General features: G+C 62.3%; 16 protein-coding genes. 6 read left to right on the top strand and 10 right to left on the bottom strand.

Going from position 1 to position 14,661, the window contains the following annotated elements:
* The 5 genes from lepA to rpoE form a co-directional block, all read right to left on the bottom strand.
* A complete protein-coding gene (lepA, locus tag PG899_RS11765) occupies positions 1-1,794 on the bottom strand; it encodes a translation elongation factor 4 (protein WP_016349519.1) in 1,794 nt (597 codons plus the stop codon).
* Positions 1,795-1,914: 120 nt separating this feature from the next.
* On the bottom strand, positions 1,915-2,376 hold the full coding sequence (locus PG899_RS11760; RefSeq protein ID WP_011704746.1) for a SoxR reducing system RseC family protein: 462 nt from the start codon (positions 2,374-2,376) through the stop codon (positions 1,915-1,917).
* Positions 2,377-2,469: 93 nt separating this feature from the next.
* Positions 2,470-3,450, bottom strand: a complete 981-nt coding sequence (locus PG899_RS11755; protein WP_016349517.1) for a MucB/RseB C-terminal domain-containing protein — start codon at positions 3,448-3,450, stop codon at positions 2,470-2,472.
* 19 nt (positions 3,451-3,469) lie between these two features.
* On the bottom strand, positions 3,470-4,060 hold the full coding sequence (locus PG899_RS11750; protein WP_077096109.1) for an RseA family anti-sigma factor: 591 nt from the start codon (positions 4,058-4,060) through the stop codon (positions 3,470-3,472).
* 22 nt (positions 4,061-4,082) lie between these two features.
* Entirely contained in the window at positions 4,083-4,664 is a 582-nt protein-coding gene (gene rpoE, locus PG899_RS11745) for an RNA polymerase sigma factor RpoE (RefSeq protein ID WP_005309371.1), read from the bottom strand.
* Between the two features lie 182 nt (positions 4,665-4,846).
* On the opposite strand from rpoE, the gene nadB reads away from it, so the two are divergent.
* Positions 4,847-6,454, top strand: a complete 1,608-nt coding sequence (nadB, locus tag PG899_RS11740; RefSeq protein WP_039214655.1) for an L-aspartate oxidase — start codon at positions 4,847-4,849, stop codon at positions 6,452-6,454.
* Between the two features lie 223 nt (positions 6,455-6,677).
* On the opposite strand, the gene PG899_RS11735 is transcribed toward nadB, so the two are convergent.
* Together PG899_RS11735 and PG899_RS11730 are read right to left on the bottom strand one after the other, a co-directional pair.
* Entirely contained in the window at positions 6,678-7,055 is a 378-nt protein-coding gene (locus PG899_RS11735) for a protein YgfX (RefSeq protein ID WP_077096110.1), read from the bottom strand.
* A gap of 19 nt (positions 7,056-7,074) precedes the next feature.
* Positions 7,075-7,344, bottom strand: a complete 270-nt coding sequence (locus PG899_RS11730; protein WP_011704741.1) for an FAD assembly factor SdhE — start codon at positions 7,342-7,344, stop codon at positions 7,075-7,077.
* 113 nt (positions 7,345-7,457) lie between these two features.
* Here PG899_RS11730 and ygfZ point away from each other — a divergent pair, with 113 nt between their 5' ends.
* Positions 7,458-8,363 carry a tRNA-modifying protein YgfZ gene (gene ygfZ, locus PG899_RS11725; RefSeq protein WP_077096111.1) on the top strand — a complete coding sequence of 302 codons (906 nt, stop codon included), beginning with the start codon at positions 7,458-7,460 and terminating at the stop codon, positions 8,361-8,363.
* A 13-nt stretch (positions 8,364-8,376) separates the two neighbouring features.
* On the opposite strand, the gene PG899_RS11720 is transcribed toward ygfZ, so the two are convergent.
* A complete protein-coding gene (locus tag PG899_RS11720; protein ID WP_077096112.1) occupies positions 8,377-9,255 on the bottom strand; it encodes a LysR family transcriptional regulator in 879 nt (292 codons plus the stop codon).
* Positions 9,256-9,379: 124 nt separating this feature from the next.
* Between PG899_RS11720 and PG899_RS11715 the strand changes: the two genes are divergently transcribed.
* Positions 9,380-9,817 carry a PACE efflux transporter gene (locus tag PG899_RS11715; protein WP_077096113.1) on the top strand — a complete coding sequence of 146 codons (438 nt, stop codon included), beginning with the start codon at positions 9,380-9,382 and terminating at the stop codon, positions 9,815-9,817.
* A gap of 95 nt (positions 9,818-9,912) precedes the next feature.
* Here PG899_RS11715 and PG899_RS11710 read toward each other — a convergent pair whose 3' ends face one another.
* Positions 9,913-10,254, bottom strand: a complete 342-nt coding sequence (locus PG899_RS11710) for a hypothetical protein (RefSeq protein ID WP_179101396.1) — start codon at positions 10,252-10,254, stop codon at positions 9,913-9,915.
* A gap of 193 nt (positions 10,255-10,447) precedes the next feature.
* On the opposite strand from PG899_RS11710, the gene cutA reads away from it, so the two are divergent.
* The 3 genes from cutA (at position 10,448) to PG899_RS11695 (ending at position 13,072) form a co-directional block, all read left to right on the top strand.
* Positions 10,448-10,765 carry a divalent-cation tolerance protein CutA gene (gene cutA, locus PG899_RS11705; RefSeq protein WP_039214661.1) on the top strand — a complete coding sequence of 106 codons (318 nt, stop codon included), beginning with the start codon at positions 10,448-10,450 and terminating at the stop codon, positions 10,763-10,765.
* Positions 10,762-12,534, top strand: a complete 1,773-nt coding sequence (locus PG899_RS11700) for a protein-disulfide reductase DsbD (RefSeq protein ID WP_077096115.1) — start codon at positions 10,762-10,764, stop codon at positions 12,532-12,534. The genes cutA and PG899_RS11700 overlap by 4 nt, the downstream gene beginning before the upstream one ends.
* Before the next feature lie 124 nt (positions 12,535-12,658).
* A complete protein-coding gene (locus tag PG899_RS11695) occupies positions 12,659-13,072 on the top strand; it encodes a hypothetical protein (protein ID WP_077096116.1) in 414 nt (137 codons plus the stop codon).
* Between the two features lie 183 nt (positions 13,073-13,255).
* Here PG899_RS11695 and PG899_RS11690 read toward each other — a convergent pair whose 3' ends face one another.
* On the bottom strand, positions 13,256-14,560 hold the full coding sequence (locus tag PG899_RS11690) for an NAD(P)/FAD-dependent oxidoreductase (RefSeq protein ID WP_077096117.1): 1,305 nt from the start codon (positions 14,558-14,560) through the stop codon (positions 13,256-13,258).
* Positions 14,561-14,661 lie beyond the last annotated feature (101 nt).

The following is a 14,661-nucleotide window of genomic DNA, read 5'->3' as shown; positions in this document are numbered from 1 at the left end:
TTAGTCCTTTCCGACGTGGAGAATTGCGAGGAAAGCTTCCTGCGGCACGTCGACACGGCCCAGAGACTTCATCCGCTTCTTACCTTCTTTCTGCTTGTTCAGCAGCTTCTTCTTCCGGCTCACGTCACCACCGTAACACTTGGCGGTCACGTCCTTGCGCAGGGCCTTGACGGTACTGCGAGCGATGATCTGGTTGCCGATGGCAGCCTGGATGGCGATATCGAACATCTGGCGCGGGATCAGCTCACGCATCTTCTCCACCACCTGGCGACCGCGGTACTGGGCGTTCTCCTTGTGGGTGATGATGGCCAGGGCGTCGACCCGCTCACCGTTGATCATGATGTCCAGACGGACCATGTCGGAGGTCTCGAAGCGCTTGAAGCCGTAGTCCAGCGAGGCATAGCCGCGGCTGGTGGACTTCAGGCGGTCGAAGAAGTCGAGCACCACTTCCGCCATCGGGATCTCGTAGGTCAGCGCCACCTGCTTGCCGTGGTAGACCATGTTGGTCTGCACGCCGCGCTTCTCGATACAGAGGGTGATCACGTTGCCCATGTACTCCTGCGGCAGCAGGATGTGACACTCGGCGATCGGCTCGCGCATCTCCTTGATGCTGGTGATGGCGGGCATCTGGGCCGGGCTGTCGATGTGGATGGTGGTACCGTCGGTCAGCTCGATCTCGTAGACCACGGTCGGCGCCGTGGTGATGAGATCCAGATCGTATTCACGCTCCAGCCGCTCCTGGATGATCTCCATGTGCAGCATGCCGAGGAAGCCGCAACGGAAGCCGAAGCCCAGCGCGGTGGAGCTCTCCGGTTCGAAGAACAGGGAAGCATCGTTCAGGGAGAGCTTGTCGAGGGCGTCGCGGAACGACTCGTAGTCATCGCTGGAGATGGGGAACAGGCCCGCATACACCTGCGGCTTCACCTTCTTGAAGCCAGCCAGCGCCTTCTCGGCACCGTTCTTGGCCTGGGTCAGGGTATCACCCACCGGCGCGCCGTGGATGTCCTTGATACCGCAGACAACCCAACCTACCTCGCCACAACCCAGCCCCATGGTGTCCACCTGCTTGGGCGTGAAGATACCGATACGATCGACACCCCACACCTGACCGGTGCTCATCACCTTGATCTTGTCATTCTTCTTCAGCGAGCCGTTCTTGATCCGCACCAGCGACACGACGCCCAGATAGGAGTCGAACCAGGAGTCGATGATCAGCGCCTGCAGCGGCGCATCCGGATCACCTTCCGGCGCCGGGATCCGGGCCACGATCTCTTCCAGCACCAGGTCAACACCCAGGCCGGTCTTGGCGGAGCAGCGCACCGCATCGACCGCGTCGATGCCGACGATGTCTTCGATCTCTTCGGCAACCCGCTCCGGCTCGGCGGCCGGCAGGTCGATCTTGTTCAGCACTGGCACCACTTCCAGATCCATTTCCATGGCGGTATAGCAGTTGGCCAGAGTCTGTGCCTCAACCCCCTGGCCGGCATCCACCACCAGCAGCGCCCCTTCACAGGCCGCCAACGAGCGGGAGACCTCGTAGGAGAAATCCACGTGGCCAGGGGTGTCGATAAAGTTCAGCTGGTAGGTGTTACCGTCTTGTGCCTGGTAGTTCAGGGTCACACTCTGTGCTTTGATGGTAATGCCGCGCTCGCGCTCCAGGTCCATGGAGTCAAGCACCTGAGCCTGCATCTCGCGGTCGGACAGGCCGCCACAAGTCTGGATCAGACGGTCCGACAGGGTCGATTTACCGTGGTCGATGTGCGCAATAATCGAAAAGTTACGAATGTGTTTCATCGAGCAAGAATCACTCAAAATTAGGTTAGGGCCGGATATGGAGGCAGGATTTTACTGGATAACCCGGTCGACGGCCAATCTTTAGTCGACGAAGCACCAGAAATACAGGCCTGGACAGTGTCAGGAGAGGTGGCGGGTGGGCAGGACCACACCCAGCATGCGGGGACCATAAGCCCCCTGATCGAGCCGGTTGGAAAAGTAACGAACCAGTGAAAATCCGATAAGGCCGCCCAGCAGGCAGCTGAGGATGGTGACCCCTTCCCCGGCCGACAGCAAGGGAGCCAGCCAGAGTTGCCCCAGCAGGGCTCCCGCCAGCAGGCAGAACAGCGGCAGCACGTAGACCAGCGCGGCCCCCTGCAGAATGCTCGCCTGGGGGATGCCGAGCCTTACTTGCTGACCGACGCTCACCTCGATGGTGAGCGCCACCCGCAGCCGCTGCGCCTGCAACGGAAACGCCTTGGCTACCGTGCCGGTGCCGCAGTTGGACTGTTGATGACAACCGCTGCAGGCGGAGCGCCGTTCGCACTCCACCCAGGCATGTTGTCCATCAATGGCCACTACGGTTGCCAGCTCTTCGCTCATTCCACTCACAAGACGGTTCCACATTAACTAGACAGAGATTGACCCAATCTGAACATGACTGCCCGGATTGGGCAAGCAACAGTGCATCGGCGACTACTGGACGGTCTCGTTGCGGGCCAGCGGTTGCACCGACTCGGCGATGCGTTTCGCAGTGTCGGCCGGCACTTCCCCCACCACAGTGATCTCGACCCCCACGTCGTTGACATAGCTCACCAGCGAAGTAGCCCCCTGGCGGATCAACTGCTGGCGCACCGCCTGCTTGGGGTCGACCCGGGCAACGTAGACCGAGAGATCCACCAGCCCGTCGGAGAGCATCATGTAATCCACCGGCAGGCTGGTGGTCACCAGCTGATGCCGATCCCGCGAGAGCACCTTGAACCCCTCCGGCAACCAGGTCAGGTGCCAGTTCAGCTGCTGCTGCGGCGCCGGGTAGGCGTCTTCCAGTGCCAGAGCCTGGGGCAGCTTGCTGCCAGCCAGCTTCACCAGCCAGGGCGCCGGGGCTGGCAGCCTGTCCAGATCCACTCCCAGCACCTGTTCCACCAGATTGCCCTCCCGATCCACCATGTCCACCCGCACCAGCAGGTGGCTCTGCTCGTCGATCCAGAGCACGAAGCCATACTTGTCGGCCTCTTTGGGTACCAGCCGCACGACCTGTGCTACCAACCCGGCCGCCCGGCTGCGACCGGCCAGCACGGGGTCATAGCTCTCCAGCACCCGTGGCAGCGGCATCCTGACTAGGCTCGCCCACACACCGGGGAAGCGGGCTCCCTTGAGAGTGTAGGGTTCGTGGGTATTTTCGAAGAAGGTGTACTCATCCTGGCGCTGCAGATACTCGATGGTCTTGCCATCGAGATAGCTGAGGTGAGCCACCTCCTTGCCATCGATCACGCCATGGCTGAAGCGGATGGGTTCGAGGCGCCCCTGCCGGGCCTTGACCATGGACAATTCAAAATTCTGTTGCGAGACGGCACTCTGCATCTGCTGCAACAAGGCCTCGGCCGACTTGTCGTCGGCCGAGGCCTTGGCACTGATCAGCAGGAGAGAGGCCAGCAAAATACGGCTGGACTGGCGCACGTTCTGATCCCTAAATCCGTTATTCCTGAATCTGCTTGTCTTGCAGCAGACGCTGTTGCAACTGGTGGTCACGCAGGAAAGCATTGATGCGCTCGCGCTGCTCCTGCATCTGCTGCTCGCTCAGCCCTTGCTGACGGGCAGTGGCCCGGTTGCCATCCTGCGGGTAGTGCACGCTCACCGGTGAGGCACTGCCACCAACGGGGATAGTGTTGAGTACCGGATTGGTCGGCAGACCATCCTGCCCCTGATACTGCTGCACCCCGAAGATGACGGCGGCAGCGACCGAGGCGGCGATGGCGTATTGCCCCACCTGCTGGCCGGCACGGCGCAGAAACGGCACGACCTTGGCGGTCCCCTGCTGCGGTGCAGCAGGTTTGCTCTCCACCGGTTTGGGCGCCAGGATGGTGGGTTCATCTTCCAGCGCAGCCATGATGCTGCCGCTCAGATCCAGTTGCAGATTGACCGGCAGGTCCCCCCGCATGGCATCACCAATCAGGTGGTAACGAGACCAGGTGTCTTGCAGAGCCGGATCCGTTCCCAGCTCGTTCAGAACCTCAACATCGCTCAAGTCACCGTCCATCAGGGCCGAGAGTTGCTCTTTAGTTGCCATAAGTTAACCTGTCTTTCCCCAGTTAATTCTCGATCAGAGGTTGCAGCTTTTTATCGATTGCTTCCCTCGCCCGGAAGATGCGGGATCTCACCGTACCCACCGGACAATCCATGATTTCGGCAATCTCTTCGTAGCTCAGCCCTTCCAGTTCGCGAAGGGTGATAGCTGTCCTCAAGTCTTCCGGCAAAGCTTCTATGGCAGAAAACACGGTGCGCTTGATCTCGTCGGTCAGCGTCAGGTTTTCCGGGGTAGCCACCTCTTGCAAGGCTTCGCCACCGCCATAGTATTCTGCCTCTTCCGCCTCTACGTCACTGCTGGGCGGCCTGCGCCCTTGAGAGGTCAGATAATTTTTGGCCGTGTTCACGGCGATCCGGTACAACCAGGTGTAAAACGCGCTCTCGCCACGGAATGTCGGCAGCGCACGGTAGGCCTTGATGAATGCCTCCTGCGCCACATCCGGTACATCGCCCGGGTTGTTGACATACCTGGCCACCAGGTTGACCACCTTGTGCTGGTATTTTTTTACCAACAGGTTGAATGCATTTTTATCGCCACGCTGGACCCGTTCAACCAGCTGTTCGTCCAGTAGATTCTGGTCGCTCATCAGAGCCGTAAAACCCCCATCAGGTTATCGTTTTTCTTTTCCGGCCCTTCCTAAGCGCACAAGTTCAGACAGGAGGAATCAGGGAAAGTTCGCTTGCATTGAAAAAAATGTGACGCAGGCTGCATCACCACCCTCGCTTGGGCTACCATGGTGCCAGTTCTTAATCCAGGCCAATGATACTTATGAAAGCAAGTGTTGAATACCTTTGCGACGTACTGATCATTGGCAGCGGTGCCGCCGGTTTGTCTCTCGCGTTGCGATTGGCAGACCAGGCCAAAGTCCTGGTTCTGAGCAAGGGGCCCATCAGTGAAGGGGCCACTTTCTATGCGCAAGGAGGCATCGCTGCCGTGTTCGACGAGACCGACAGCATCGAATCCCACGTGAGCGACACGCTCAACGCCGGGGCCGGGTTGTGTGACCCGGCCGTGGTGGAGTTCACCGCCCGCAACGCCCGCGAGTCCATCCAGTGGCTGATCAAACAGGGGGTCCCCTTCGATCAGGAGGAGGACGCCGAGGGCGAATCCCACTATCACCTGACCCGGGAAGGGGGCCACAGCCATCGCCGCATCTTCCACGCGGCGGATGCCACCGGCAAGGCGGTACAGCTCACCCTGATCGATCAGGTGCGCGCTCACCCCAACATCCAGCTGATGGAGCGCTTCAACGCGGTCGACCTCATCACCACCCGCAAGCTGGGTCTGCCGGGCAACCGGGTGCTGGGCGCCTATGTCTGGAACCGCAACGCCGAGCAGGTCGAAGTGATCCGTGCCCGCTTCGTGGCGCTGGCCACCGGCGGTGCCTCCAAGGTGTACCAGTACACCTCCAACCCGGACGTCAGCTCCGGTGACGGCATCGCCATGGCGTGGCGCGCCGGCTGCCGGGTGGCGAACCTGGAGTTCAACCAGTTCCACCCCACCAGCCTGTTCCACCCCGATGACCCCAACTTCCTGCTGACCGAAGCCCTGCGCGGCGAGGGGGCCTACCTGCGCCGTCCCGACGGCAGCCGCTTCATGCCGGAGTTTGACGAGCGGGCCGAGCTGGCACCACGGGACATCGTCGCCCGCGCCATCGACCACGAGATGAAGCGGCTCGGCGCCGACTGCATGTATCTGGACATCAGCCACAAGCCGGCCGACTTCATCATCAAGCACTTCCCGACCATTCATGAACGCTGCCTCGCGGTCGGCATCGACATCACCAAGGAGGCGATGCCCATCGTCCCTGCCGCCCACTACACCTGTGGCGGCGTGATGATCGACAACAACGGCCAGACCGACATCCCCGGCCTCTACGCCATCGGCGAGGTGACCTACACCGGGCTGCACGGCGCCAACCGGATGGCCTCCAACTCCCTGCTCGAATGCGTGGTCTATGCCCATCAGGCGGGGGCCGACATCCTGGCCAAGCTACCGATGAGCGTGGAGCCGCCCCGTCTGCCGGTGTGGGACGAAAGCAAGGTGGAAGATTCGGACGAACTGGTGGTGATCCAGCACAACTGGCACGAGCTGCGGCTGATGATGTGGGACTATGTGGGGATAGTGCGTACCAACAAACGCCTGGCCCGGGCCAAGCGCCGCATCGACCTGCTCAAGCAGGAGGTGCAGGAGTACTACGCCCACTTCCGGGTCTCCAACAACTTGCTGGAGCTGCGCAACCTGCTGCAGGTCGCCGAACTCATCGTCAACTGCGCCCTGCAGCGCAAGGAGTCCCGAGGCCTGCACTACAACCTGGACTACCCGGACATGCAGCCGGACTCCAAGCCAACCGTGCTGACGCCGGAGCGGGACTAATCCTTTCGCTTCGCAATGAGCCAGAGGGTCCCGCGGCCTGCACCGCTGCAACCCGGACTACCCGGACATGCAGCCGGACCCCAAGCCGACCGTGCTGACGCCGGACAAGGATTGATCCTGTCCGTCATGAACCAGCATTGCTGACGATGGATAGGGATTAATCGATCCTCCCCCCCAGATGACCTCGCTCCGGCGGGGTCATCTGTTTTATGGGGAAGAGAGACTAGCGGGTCGGCTGAGAAAAGTGGATGGCGCGAGCCAACGTGCGGTAGTGGGCTGGCGTCAGCGCATCGCTGAACAGCCAGAGCCGGATGGCGGGACGCTCCGTCGCGACCAGTTGCAGCCAGAGTACCCCGGGCCAAATGCGGCTGCCTGTCCCCAGCTGATAACGATGGCCCTGCCAGGTGAGCCACAGCCCATCCCACTCCAGCACACCGCTCATCCGGCTTGCACCTAGCCAGGCGCGCCATAGCCCCAGCCCCCAGCAGGGCAGCAACAGGGCCCACTGCCAGCCGTGGATCAGGGCGGCCAGCGGCCACAGGATCAGCAGAAACAGCGACAACAGCAGCAGGCGCTGCTGCCTGGAGACGGTGACGGGCATCGACACCCGTACGGGCAGATCAGCGCTGGCGATCGTGGCGGGCCTGATTGCGCTCCAGGATCAGCGGGATCATGGCGGCAAATGCGGGGTCTTCCGGCACGCCGTGGCCCATGCTCCAGCGGAACAGCTCCGGATCCTCGCACTCCAGCAGGCGGATGAAGGTTTGCTGCTCCGCCTCGCTCAGACCGTCGAACTCGTGTTCGAAGAAAGGCATAAAGATCACATCCAGCTCGAGCATGCCACGGCGGCAGGCCCACTTCAGGCGGGATTTTTCAATTGGGCTCAACATGGAACTCTCCTTACAAAGACCCGGCGATGGTAACAGCTGGATTTTCCGGCTGACAAACATTCCTTACGTCTTTACCATGCAGGTCACATACTTTCTGTCTCTGGAATGCCATCGTGAGCCTGCCAACCCTTCCCGCCGAGCCAACCCTGTTCCCTCTGACCGATCTGGCCATCACCAGCCTGAGCGGCCAGGATCGCGCCAAATACCTGCAGGGCCAGGTCACCTGTGACGTCAACGCCCTGCAGCCGGGCCAGCACACCTTGGGCGGCCACTGTGATCCCAAGGGCAAGCTGTGGAGCGATTTTCGCCTGCTCTGCCTGAGCGATCGCCTGCTGTTGCTGACCAAGCCGTCAGTGCTGGCACGCCAGCTGCCCGAGCTCAAGAAGTTCGCGATCTTTGCCAAGGTCGAGATCAGCGAAAATCATGGTCAGGCGGTCGGCGTGGCCGGTCAGGGGACCGATGGCTGGATCGCAGGGCAATACGGCCTGCAGCAGAGCGGTCTCATCGAGGGTGGCATGGCGGTGCGGGTCGAGGCCGATCGCTGGCTGCTGGTCAGCGAACAGCCGCTGGCGCTGACTCTGCCCAGCGGCCCCGAGTCGCTCTGGTGGGGACTGGAGATCAAGGCCGGCATCCCCCATCTCGAGGCAGTTCATCAGGGTGAGTACATTCCCCAGATGCTCAACTTGCAGGCGCTCGATGGCATCAGCTTCACCAAGGGCTGCTACATGGGGCAGGAGACGGTGGCCCGCGCCAAGTATCGTGGTGCCAACAACCGCGCCCTGTTCGTGCTGAGCGGCACTGCCGCAACGCCGGTTGCCAGCGGTGACACCCTGGAGATCCAGCTCGGTGACAACTGGCGCCGTAGCGGCATGGTGCTCAACGCCTGGCAGCAGGATGGCGAGCTGTGGCTCACCGCCGTGCTGCCCAAGGACACCGAGGCCGACGCCCGTTTCCGGCTCAAGCAGGAGGAGGGCTCAAGCCTGAGCCTGCAGCCCCTCCCCTATCAGCTGACCGAGTAAGCGAAGAGCCCTGCTAGCGCGCCCGCGCCAGCAGGGCCTCCTTCAACCAGCGCCCCGCCTGCCCGAGCGGGCGGGCGCGATGCCACTGCAGCTCCAGTGCCAGCTCCGGCTGGGTAATGAAGTCCGGCTTGAGCACCACTACCTCGCCCCGGGCCAGCGGCCGGTGCAACAGAAAATCGGGCACCACGCCCCATCCCAACCCGCGCTTGACCAGTTCCAGTACCCCCAGATCCCCCTCGACCCACCACACCTGAGAGGCAATGCGAAAACGCTGGCGCTCGGGCCCCTCCCGTCGCCCGGTGGCAACCAGCTGGCGCGCGCCCTGCAAATCGACTTCCTGTACCAGCCCTCTGTGAGCAAGCGGATGTTCGGGGGAGACCACCAGCGGCATGACCACTTTCCCCAGAGTACGGGTGACGATCCCCCGCTGGAGAGCGACCTGCTGGTAACTGATGCCGAGCTGGGCACGGCCGCTCTTGAGCAACTCGGTCACATCCTCCATCAAGGGAAACAACAGCTCCAGCTCCACCGTCGGGTAGCGGGTGGCAAATTCCTCCAGCAGGGAGCCGAGCCAGGGCAGGTGGGAATCATCGTCAATGGCCAGGGTCAGACGCGATTCGACACCGGTGGCCAGCTCGCCGGCGATTGCCTGCAGTCGCTCGCTCTGAGCCAGCAGTATGCTGGCCTCCTGGCTGATGCGGGTGCCCGCCTCGGTCAGCACCGGGTAGCGGCCGCTGCGGTCGAACAGCTCGAGCCCCAGATCTATCTCCAGATTGGCGATGGCGGTGCTCACCACCGACTGCGCCTTGCCCAGCTGACGCGCCGCCGCCGAGAAGGAGCCCGCCTGTGCGGCGACCAGCAGCGTCTTGAGTTGTTCCAGTGAAGGGTTCATGCAGTGCTCCGGTCAGGTCGGATGATAGCTGTATCTATTTTAGCGATACATACCAACGTGAACCTATCAGAAAATAGCGATAAATTGAACGCCATCGACACTCAGATAGATAGAGAGACTGACTATGCGCAACACACGTGACCGCCTGCGCCACGCCATTGGCTTCGAATTGATTGGCCTGCTCATCGCCGCCCCTCTGGCCAGCTGGGTGACCGGCGTCGGACTCAACCACATGGGGCCCCTGGCCCTGTTCTTCTCGGTGCTCGCCACCGTCTGGAACTATGTCTACAACATCGGGGTCGACAAGCTGCTGCTCAAGTATCAGGGGCATACCCACAAGAGCCTGTGGCAGCGGGTAGCACATACTTTCGGTTTCGAGGGGGGCCTGCTGTTCGTCGCCCTGCCTGTGATGTCCTGGTGGCTCGACATCAGCATGATGGAGGCGCTGGTACTGGATCTGGGCTTCGTGCTGTTCTACCTGGTCTACGCCTTCATCTACAACTGGAGCTACGACAAGGTGTACCCAATCCCGGGTCAGTTGCAGCAGAACGCACTGGGTTGAAGCACGGCAAAAAACGGCAGGAAAAACGAGGCACCATCATGCAAGTGGCATGATGGTGCTGGGGGAGGACAAGCCCGGCGGGCCTGCCGCGGCGTTCAGGCTTGTGCCTTCAGCTCTTCGGTCGGGGCCTCTGCCTCGGCCGACTCCTGCATCAGCATGGCCTCAAGGTCACTCTGGTACTGGGTCAGCAGTCGCTGGGCCGCGACCATGTCGCCCTTGTGCAGGCGCTCGAACAGATGGTGCTGCACCACGCCGTTGAGATACTCCACCGTGACCGGTTGCTCGAGGGTATCCAGCAGCTCCTCTTTTTCCAGCTCGGCATTGATTTCATCGGCACTGGTACGCAGCAGACCGGCCAGTTGCACCAACATACGGCGCTCACCTTCGCGCAACAGGCTCAACATGCGGTTTCTCTGCTGCTCATTCTGTTGGGTCATACATTTCCTTACGTCGAATGGGAACAAGCCCGCTCATTCTGCCTTGTCGCTCTGACAGCGTCTATCTCATGCCCCCCACTTATTTTCATGTCGCAGCCGCAAAGTGCGCCAGATGCTATTTGACCCGTCGCTAGGTATAGTAGCCACTGGTTTACGGGCGCCGAGCCGCCCCGATCGGACGAGATATTTCACCATGACCGACACCATTCTGGTGCTTTGCACCTGCCCGGATGAGGCCAGTGCCGACCTCATCTGCGCACAACTGCTGAACCAGCGGCTGGCGGCCTGCATCAACCAGCTGCCCGGCCTCACCTCCGTCTATCGCTGGCAGGGCCAGATCGAACGGGCCACGGAGATCCAGCTCATCATCAAGTCGCACGCCGCCCTGTTCGAGCCGCTGCGCCAGTGCATTCTTGCTCATCACCCCTATGAGGTGCCGGAGATCCTGGCGCTGCCCACAAGCCAGGGCCACCAGCCCTATCTCGATTGGATAAAACAGGAAACCTCATGACTCCGTCTCGCCTGCTCTTTCCCCTGTTGTTGCTCTGTGCCCTGCTGGCCGGCCTGGGCTCACTGCCGGCCCGCGCCAGCAGCACGGATCTGCTGAGCGCCCTCGGCATCGAGGCCAGCGCCCAGCCCAAATTTCTGAAAGTGGACGAGGCGTTCATCCTCGAGAGCGAACAGCAGGGCAATCGGCTGCTGCTGCGCCTACGCATCGCCGACGACTACTACCTCTATCGCCACAGCTTCCGCTTCAAGGGGGAAAACCTCGCCTTCGAGGAGCCGGTGCTGCCCGCCGGCACCGAGCATGAAGATGACTTCTTCGGCAAGACCCAGGTCTATTACCGGGAGGTGCAGATCCCCGTCACCCTGACCGAGGCCGGCCAGCAGGCCAGCCTCAAGATCAGCTATCAGGGCTGTACCGACGGCCTCTGCTATCCCCCCACCGACAAGCTGATCAGCATCCAGCCGCTCACCGCCCAGCAGAGCGAGCAGCCTGACCAGCCCACACCGGCCAGCAGCCAGCAGGATCAGCTGGCGGCGGCCCTCGGCAGCCAGGGCTTCTGGCTCAGCGTCGCCGCCTTCTTCGCACTCGGGCTCGGCCTCGCCTTCACCCCCTGCGTCTTCCCCATGTATCCCATCCTGACCGGGATCATCGCCGGGGCCGGCCATCATCTCTCCACCCGTCGCGCCTTCCTGCTCTCCTTCGTCTACGTGCAGGGGATGGCGGTCACCTACACCCTGCTCGGGTTGGTGGTGGCGTCGGCAGGCTTGAAATTCCAGGCAGCCCTCCAGCATCCCTACGTGCTGATCGGCCTCTCGGTGATGTTCGTGCTGCTGGCCCTCTCCATGTTCGGGCTCTACACCCTGCAGCTGCCGAGCAACCTGCAGACCCGGCTGTCAGGCCTCTCCAACCGCCAGCAGGGCGGCTCCGTGCTCGGAGTCGGCATCATGGGGATGATCTCCGGCCTGGTCTGCTCTCCCTGCACCACGGCCCCGCTCTCCGGCGCCCTCATCTACGTGGCCCAGAGCGGCGATCTCTGGCTCGGCGGTGCGGCTCTCTATGCCCTGTCGCTCGGCATGGGGCTGCCGCTGCTGCTGCTCGGTACCTCGGGCGGCAAGCTGCTGCCCAAGGCGGGCGCCTGGATGGACGTGATCAAGCAGTTGTTCGGGTTTGCACTGCTGGCGGTGCCCATCCTGCTGCTCTCGAGGCTCTGGAGCGATCAGGTCACCACCCTGGCCTGGCTCGGCTGGGGGCTGCTGCTGTGCGGCTACCTCTATCATCACAACCAACATCAGGGCCATTCGGTGGGGCGCAGCCTGCGCGGCTTCGTGCTGCTGTTGGCCATGATCAGCGCCGTGGTGGTGGGCAAGGATCTGCTGCTGCCACCCCAGGGTGTCAGCGCAGCCGCTCAGGCCGAGGCACCGGCCTTCATTCGCATCAAGACGCTGGACGATCTCAAGACCCAGCTGGCCGCCGCCCGTGGCAAGCCGGTGCTGCTCGATCTCTATGCCGACTGGTGTGTGGCCTGCAAGGAGTTCGAACACAAGACCTTCAGCGACCCCGCCGTGCGCGAGCGGTTCGGCCAGATGGTGCTGCTGCAGGCGGACGTCACCGCCAACGACGATGCCGATGTGGAACTGCTCAACGGCCTCAACGTGCTGGGGCTGCCGACCCTGATCTTCTTCGACCGCGCTGGCAACGAGGTGAGTGGCCAGCGGGTCACCGGCTTTATGGGGCCCGCCGAGTTTCTCGGCCAGCTGGACAAGCTGCGCTGAGGCCGGGTGGCCCGTGCAACCGTGCGGGCCCCCGGTTTGACCGCCATTTTTCCGGCAATCCCTTGTATATGATCGACAGCGTGGCAATATTTGCGCTTTCCCGTCTCGTTCGTCCGGAGTTTTGATGAAAAAGTGGTTCATCCCCCTGCTGGCCCTCTGGCTATATGGCTGTTACGCAGGTCCAGGTGAAGAGGCAATCCGGACCCAGGTCACCGCCAAGTTGCAGGCAGACACCGACGCCAATCTGTTCGAGATCAGTGACTTCGCCATCCTCGATAAGGAAGAGCGCATGGAGGGGGTCTATCTGGTCAAGGTGAGCTACCAGCTCCACTTCAAGCAGGGGATCGAACAGCTGCAGGTGCTGCACGACGAGGATCTGGTCTATGACAGGGTCGGCCCCTTCCAGCAGGAGATGGGGCTGATGGAGCTGGAACGCAAATACGGCGAGTTCGAGGCGGGCCAGGTGCTGCCGCAGCAGGCCGAAGTGTGGATGATGAAAACCGAGCAGGGCTGGCGTCTGGCCGAGCCCGCACACTGACACGCAACCGACCAGAATACCCAGGCTGACTCAGGCCTGGGTATCCACCCTATCCTCTTGCTATCCGACGTGCAGCCCATTCAACACGCGGGATGGGCGGACGCTGATTGTTTGACTGCCCTCTCTATTACTGCAAGAAGCTGCAGGATCAAGCCAGCTGGCGTACCGACCCTGCTCCCCTTATTAGAACAAATCCTTGAAGCGGTACCAGAGCATGCCAAGCGCCAGCAGGGGCGAGCGCAGCGCCGGGCCGCCGGGGAAGGTCATGTGGGGCACGCTGCCGAACAGATCGAAACCCCGGCTCTCCCCCTTGATCGCCTCCGCCACCAGCTTGCCCGCCATGTGCGTGGCATTGAGCCCGTGGCCGGAATAGGCCTGGGCGTAGAAGACGTTGGGCTGCTCCGGCAGACGGCCGATCTGGGGCAGCCGGTTGGCCCCGATGCCTATCATGCCTCCCCACTGAAATTCGATGGCGATATCCGCCAGCTCGGGAAACACCCGCAGCAGCTTGGGCAGCATGAAGGCCTTGATGTCGCGAGGATCCCTTCCTGAGTAGTTGCAGGCGCCGCCAAACAGCAGCCGGCCGTCGGCGGAGAGGCGGTAGTAGTCGAGCGCCACGTTCTGATCGCACACCGCCATGTTCTGCGGCAGCAGGCGCTGGCGCAGCCGCTTCTCCAGCACCTCGGTGGCGAGGATGTAGGAGCCCGCCGGCAGCACCTTGCCCCCCAGCTCGGGGTTGAGGTCGTTGAGATAAGCGTTGCAGCCGATCACCAGGTAGTCGGCGCTGACCCGGCCGTGGGCCGTGGTGACCTGCAGCCGATCGCCATAGTCGATGTGCACCACTCTGGACTGCTCAAACAGAGCCACTCCCAGGCTGGCCGCCGCGCGCGCCTCACCCAACGCCAGGTTGAGGGGGTGCAGGTGGCCGGAGCCCATGTCGATCATGCCGCCGATGTAGCGATCCGACCCCACCACACTGTGAATATCCTCCCGTGCCACCAGCTTCACCTCATGCCGGTAGCCGAGACTCGCCAGATGCGCCGCCTCCTCTGCAAACCCGGCCAGATGGCGCTGACGGGTGGCGAGATCGCAGTAGCCCCAGCGCAGGTCGCAATCGATGTTGAAGCGCTCGATCCGCTCGCGCACCAGCTCGACCGCCTCCAGCCCCATCAGATCCAGCTCGCGCACGCCCTCTGCACCAATCCAGCGGGCGAACTGGCTGGTGTCGTGACCGATACCGCGAATGAGCTGACCGCCGTTGCGCCCGGAGGCGCCCCAGCCGATGCGGTTGGCCTCCAGCAACACCACCTTGTAACCGGCTTCGGCCAGATTGATGGCGGTGTTGAGACCGCTGAAACCGCCGCCGATGATGCAGACCTCGGCATTCAGTTCGCCACTGAGCTCAGGCCACTGCTGATTGTCGTTGCGGGTGGCCGCGTAATAGGAGGCCACGTGCTCCTGATGGGGGTAGTGCTTTCCTGCCTGCATGCTCAGCATCCTGCCTTGATAGCGTTGCGTTTACTAAAATAAACGGCCTGTCATCGATAATACTCAGCCACCCGCCGCCAATCCAGCCCGCAGGGATCACA

Origin of the sequence: Aeromonas sp. QDB39, assembly GCF_027707585.1 — a bacterium.
GTDB classification, from domain to species: domain Bacteria; phylum Pseudomonadota; class Gammaproteobacteria; order Enterobacterales; family Aeromonadaceae; genus Aeromonas; species Aeromonas hydrophila.
The sequence above is the reverse complement of the archived record's forward strand: the minus strand, read 5'-3'. Positions and strand labels throughout refer to the sequence as shown.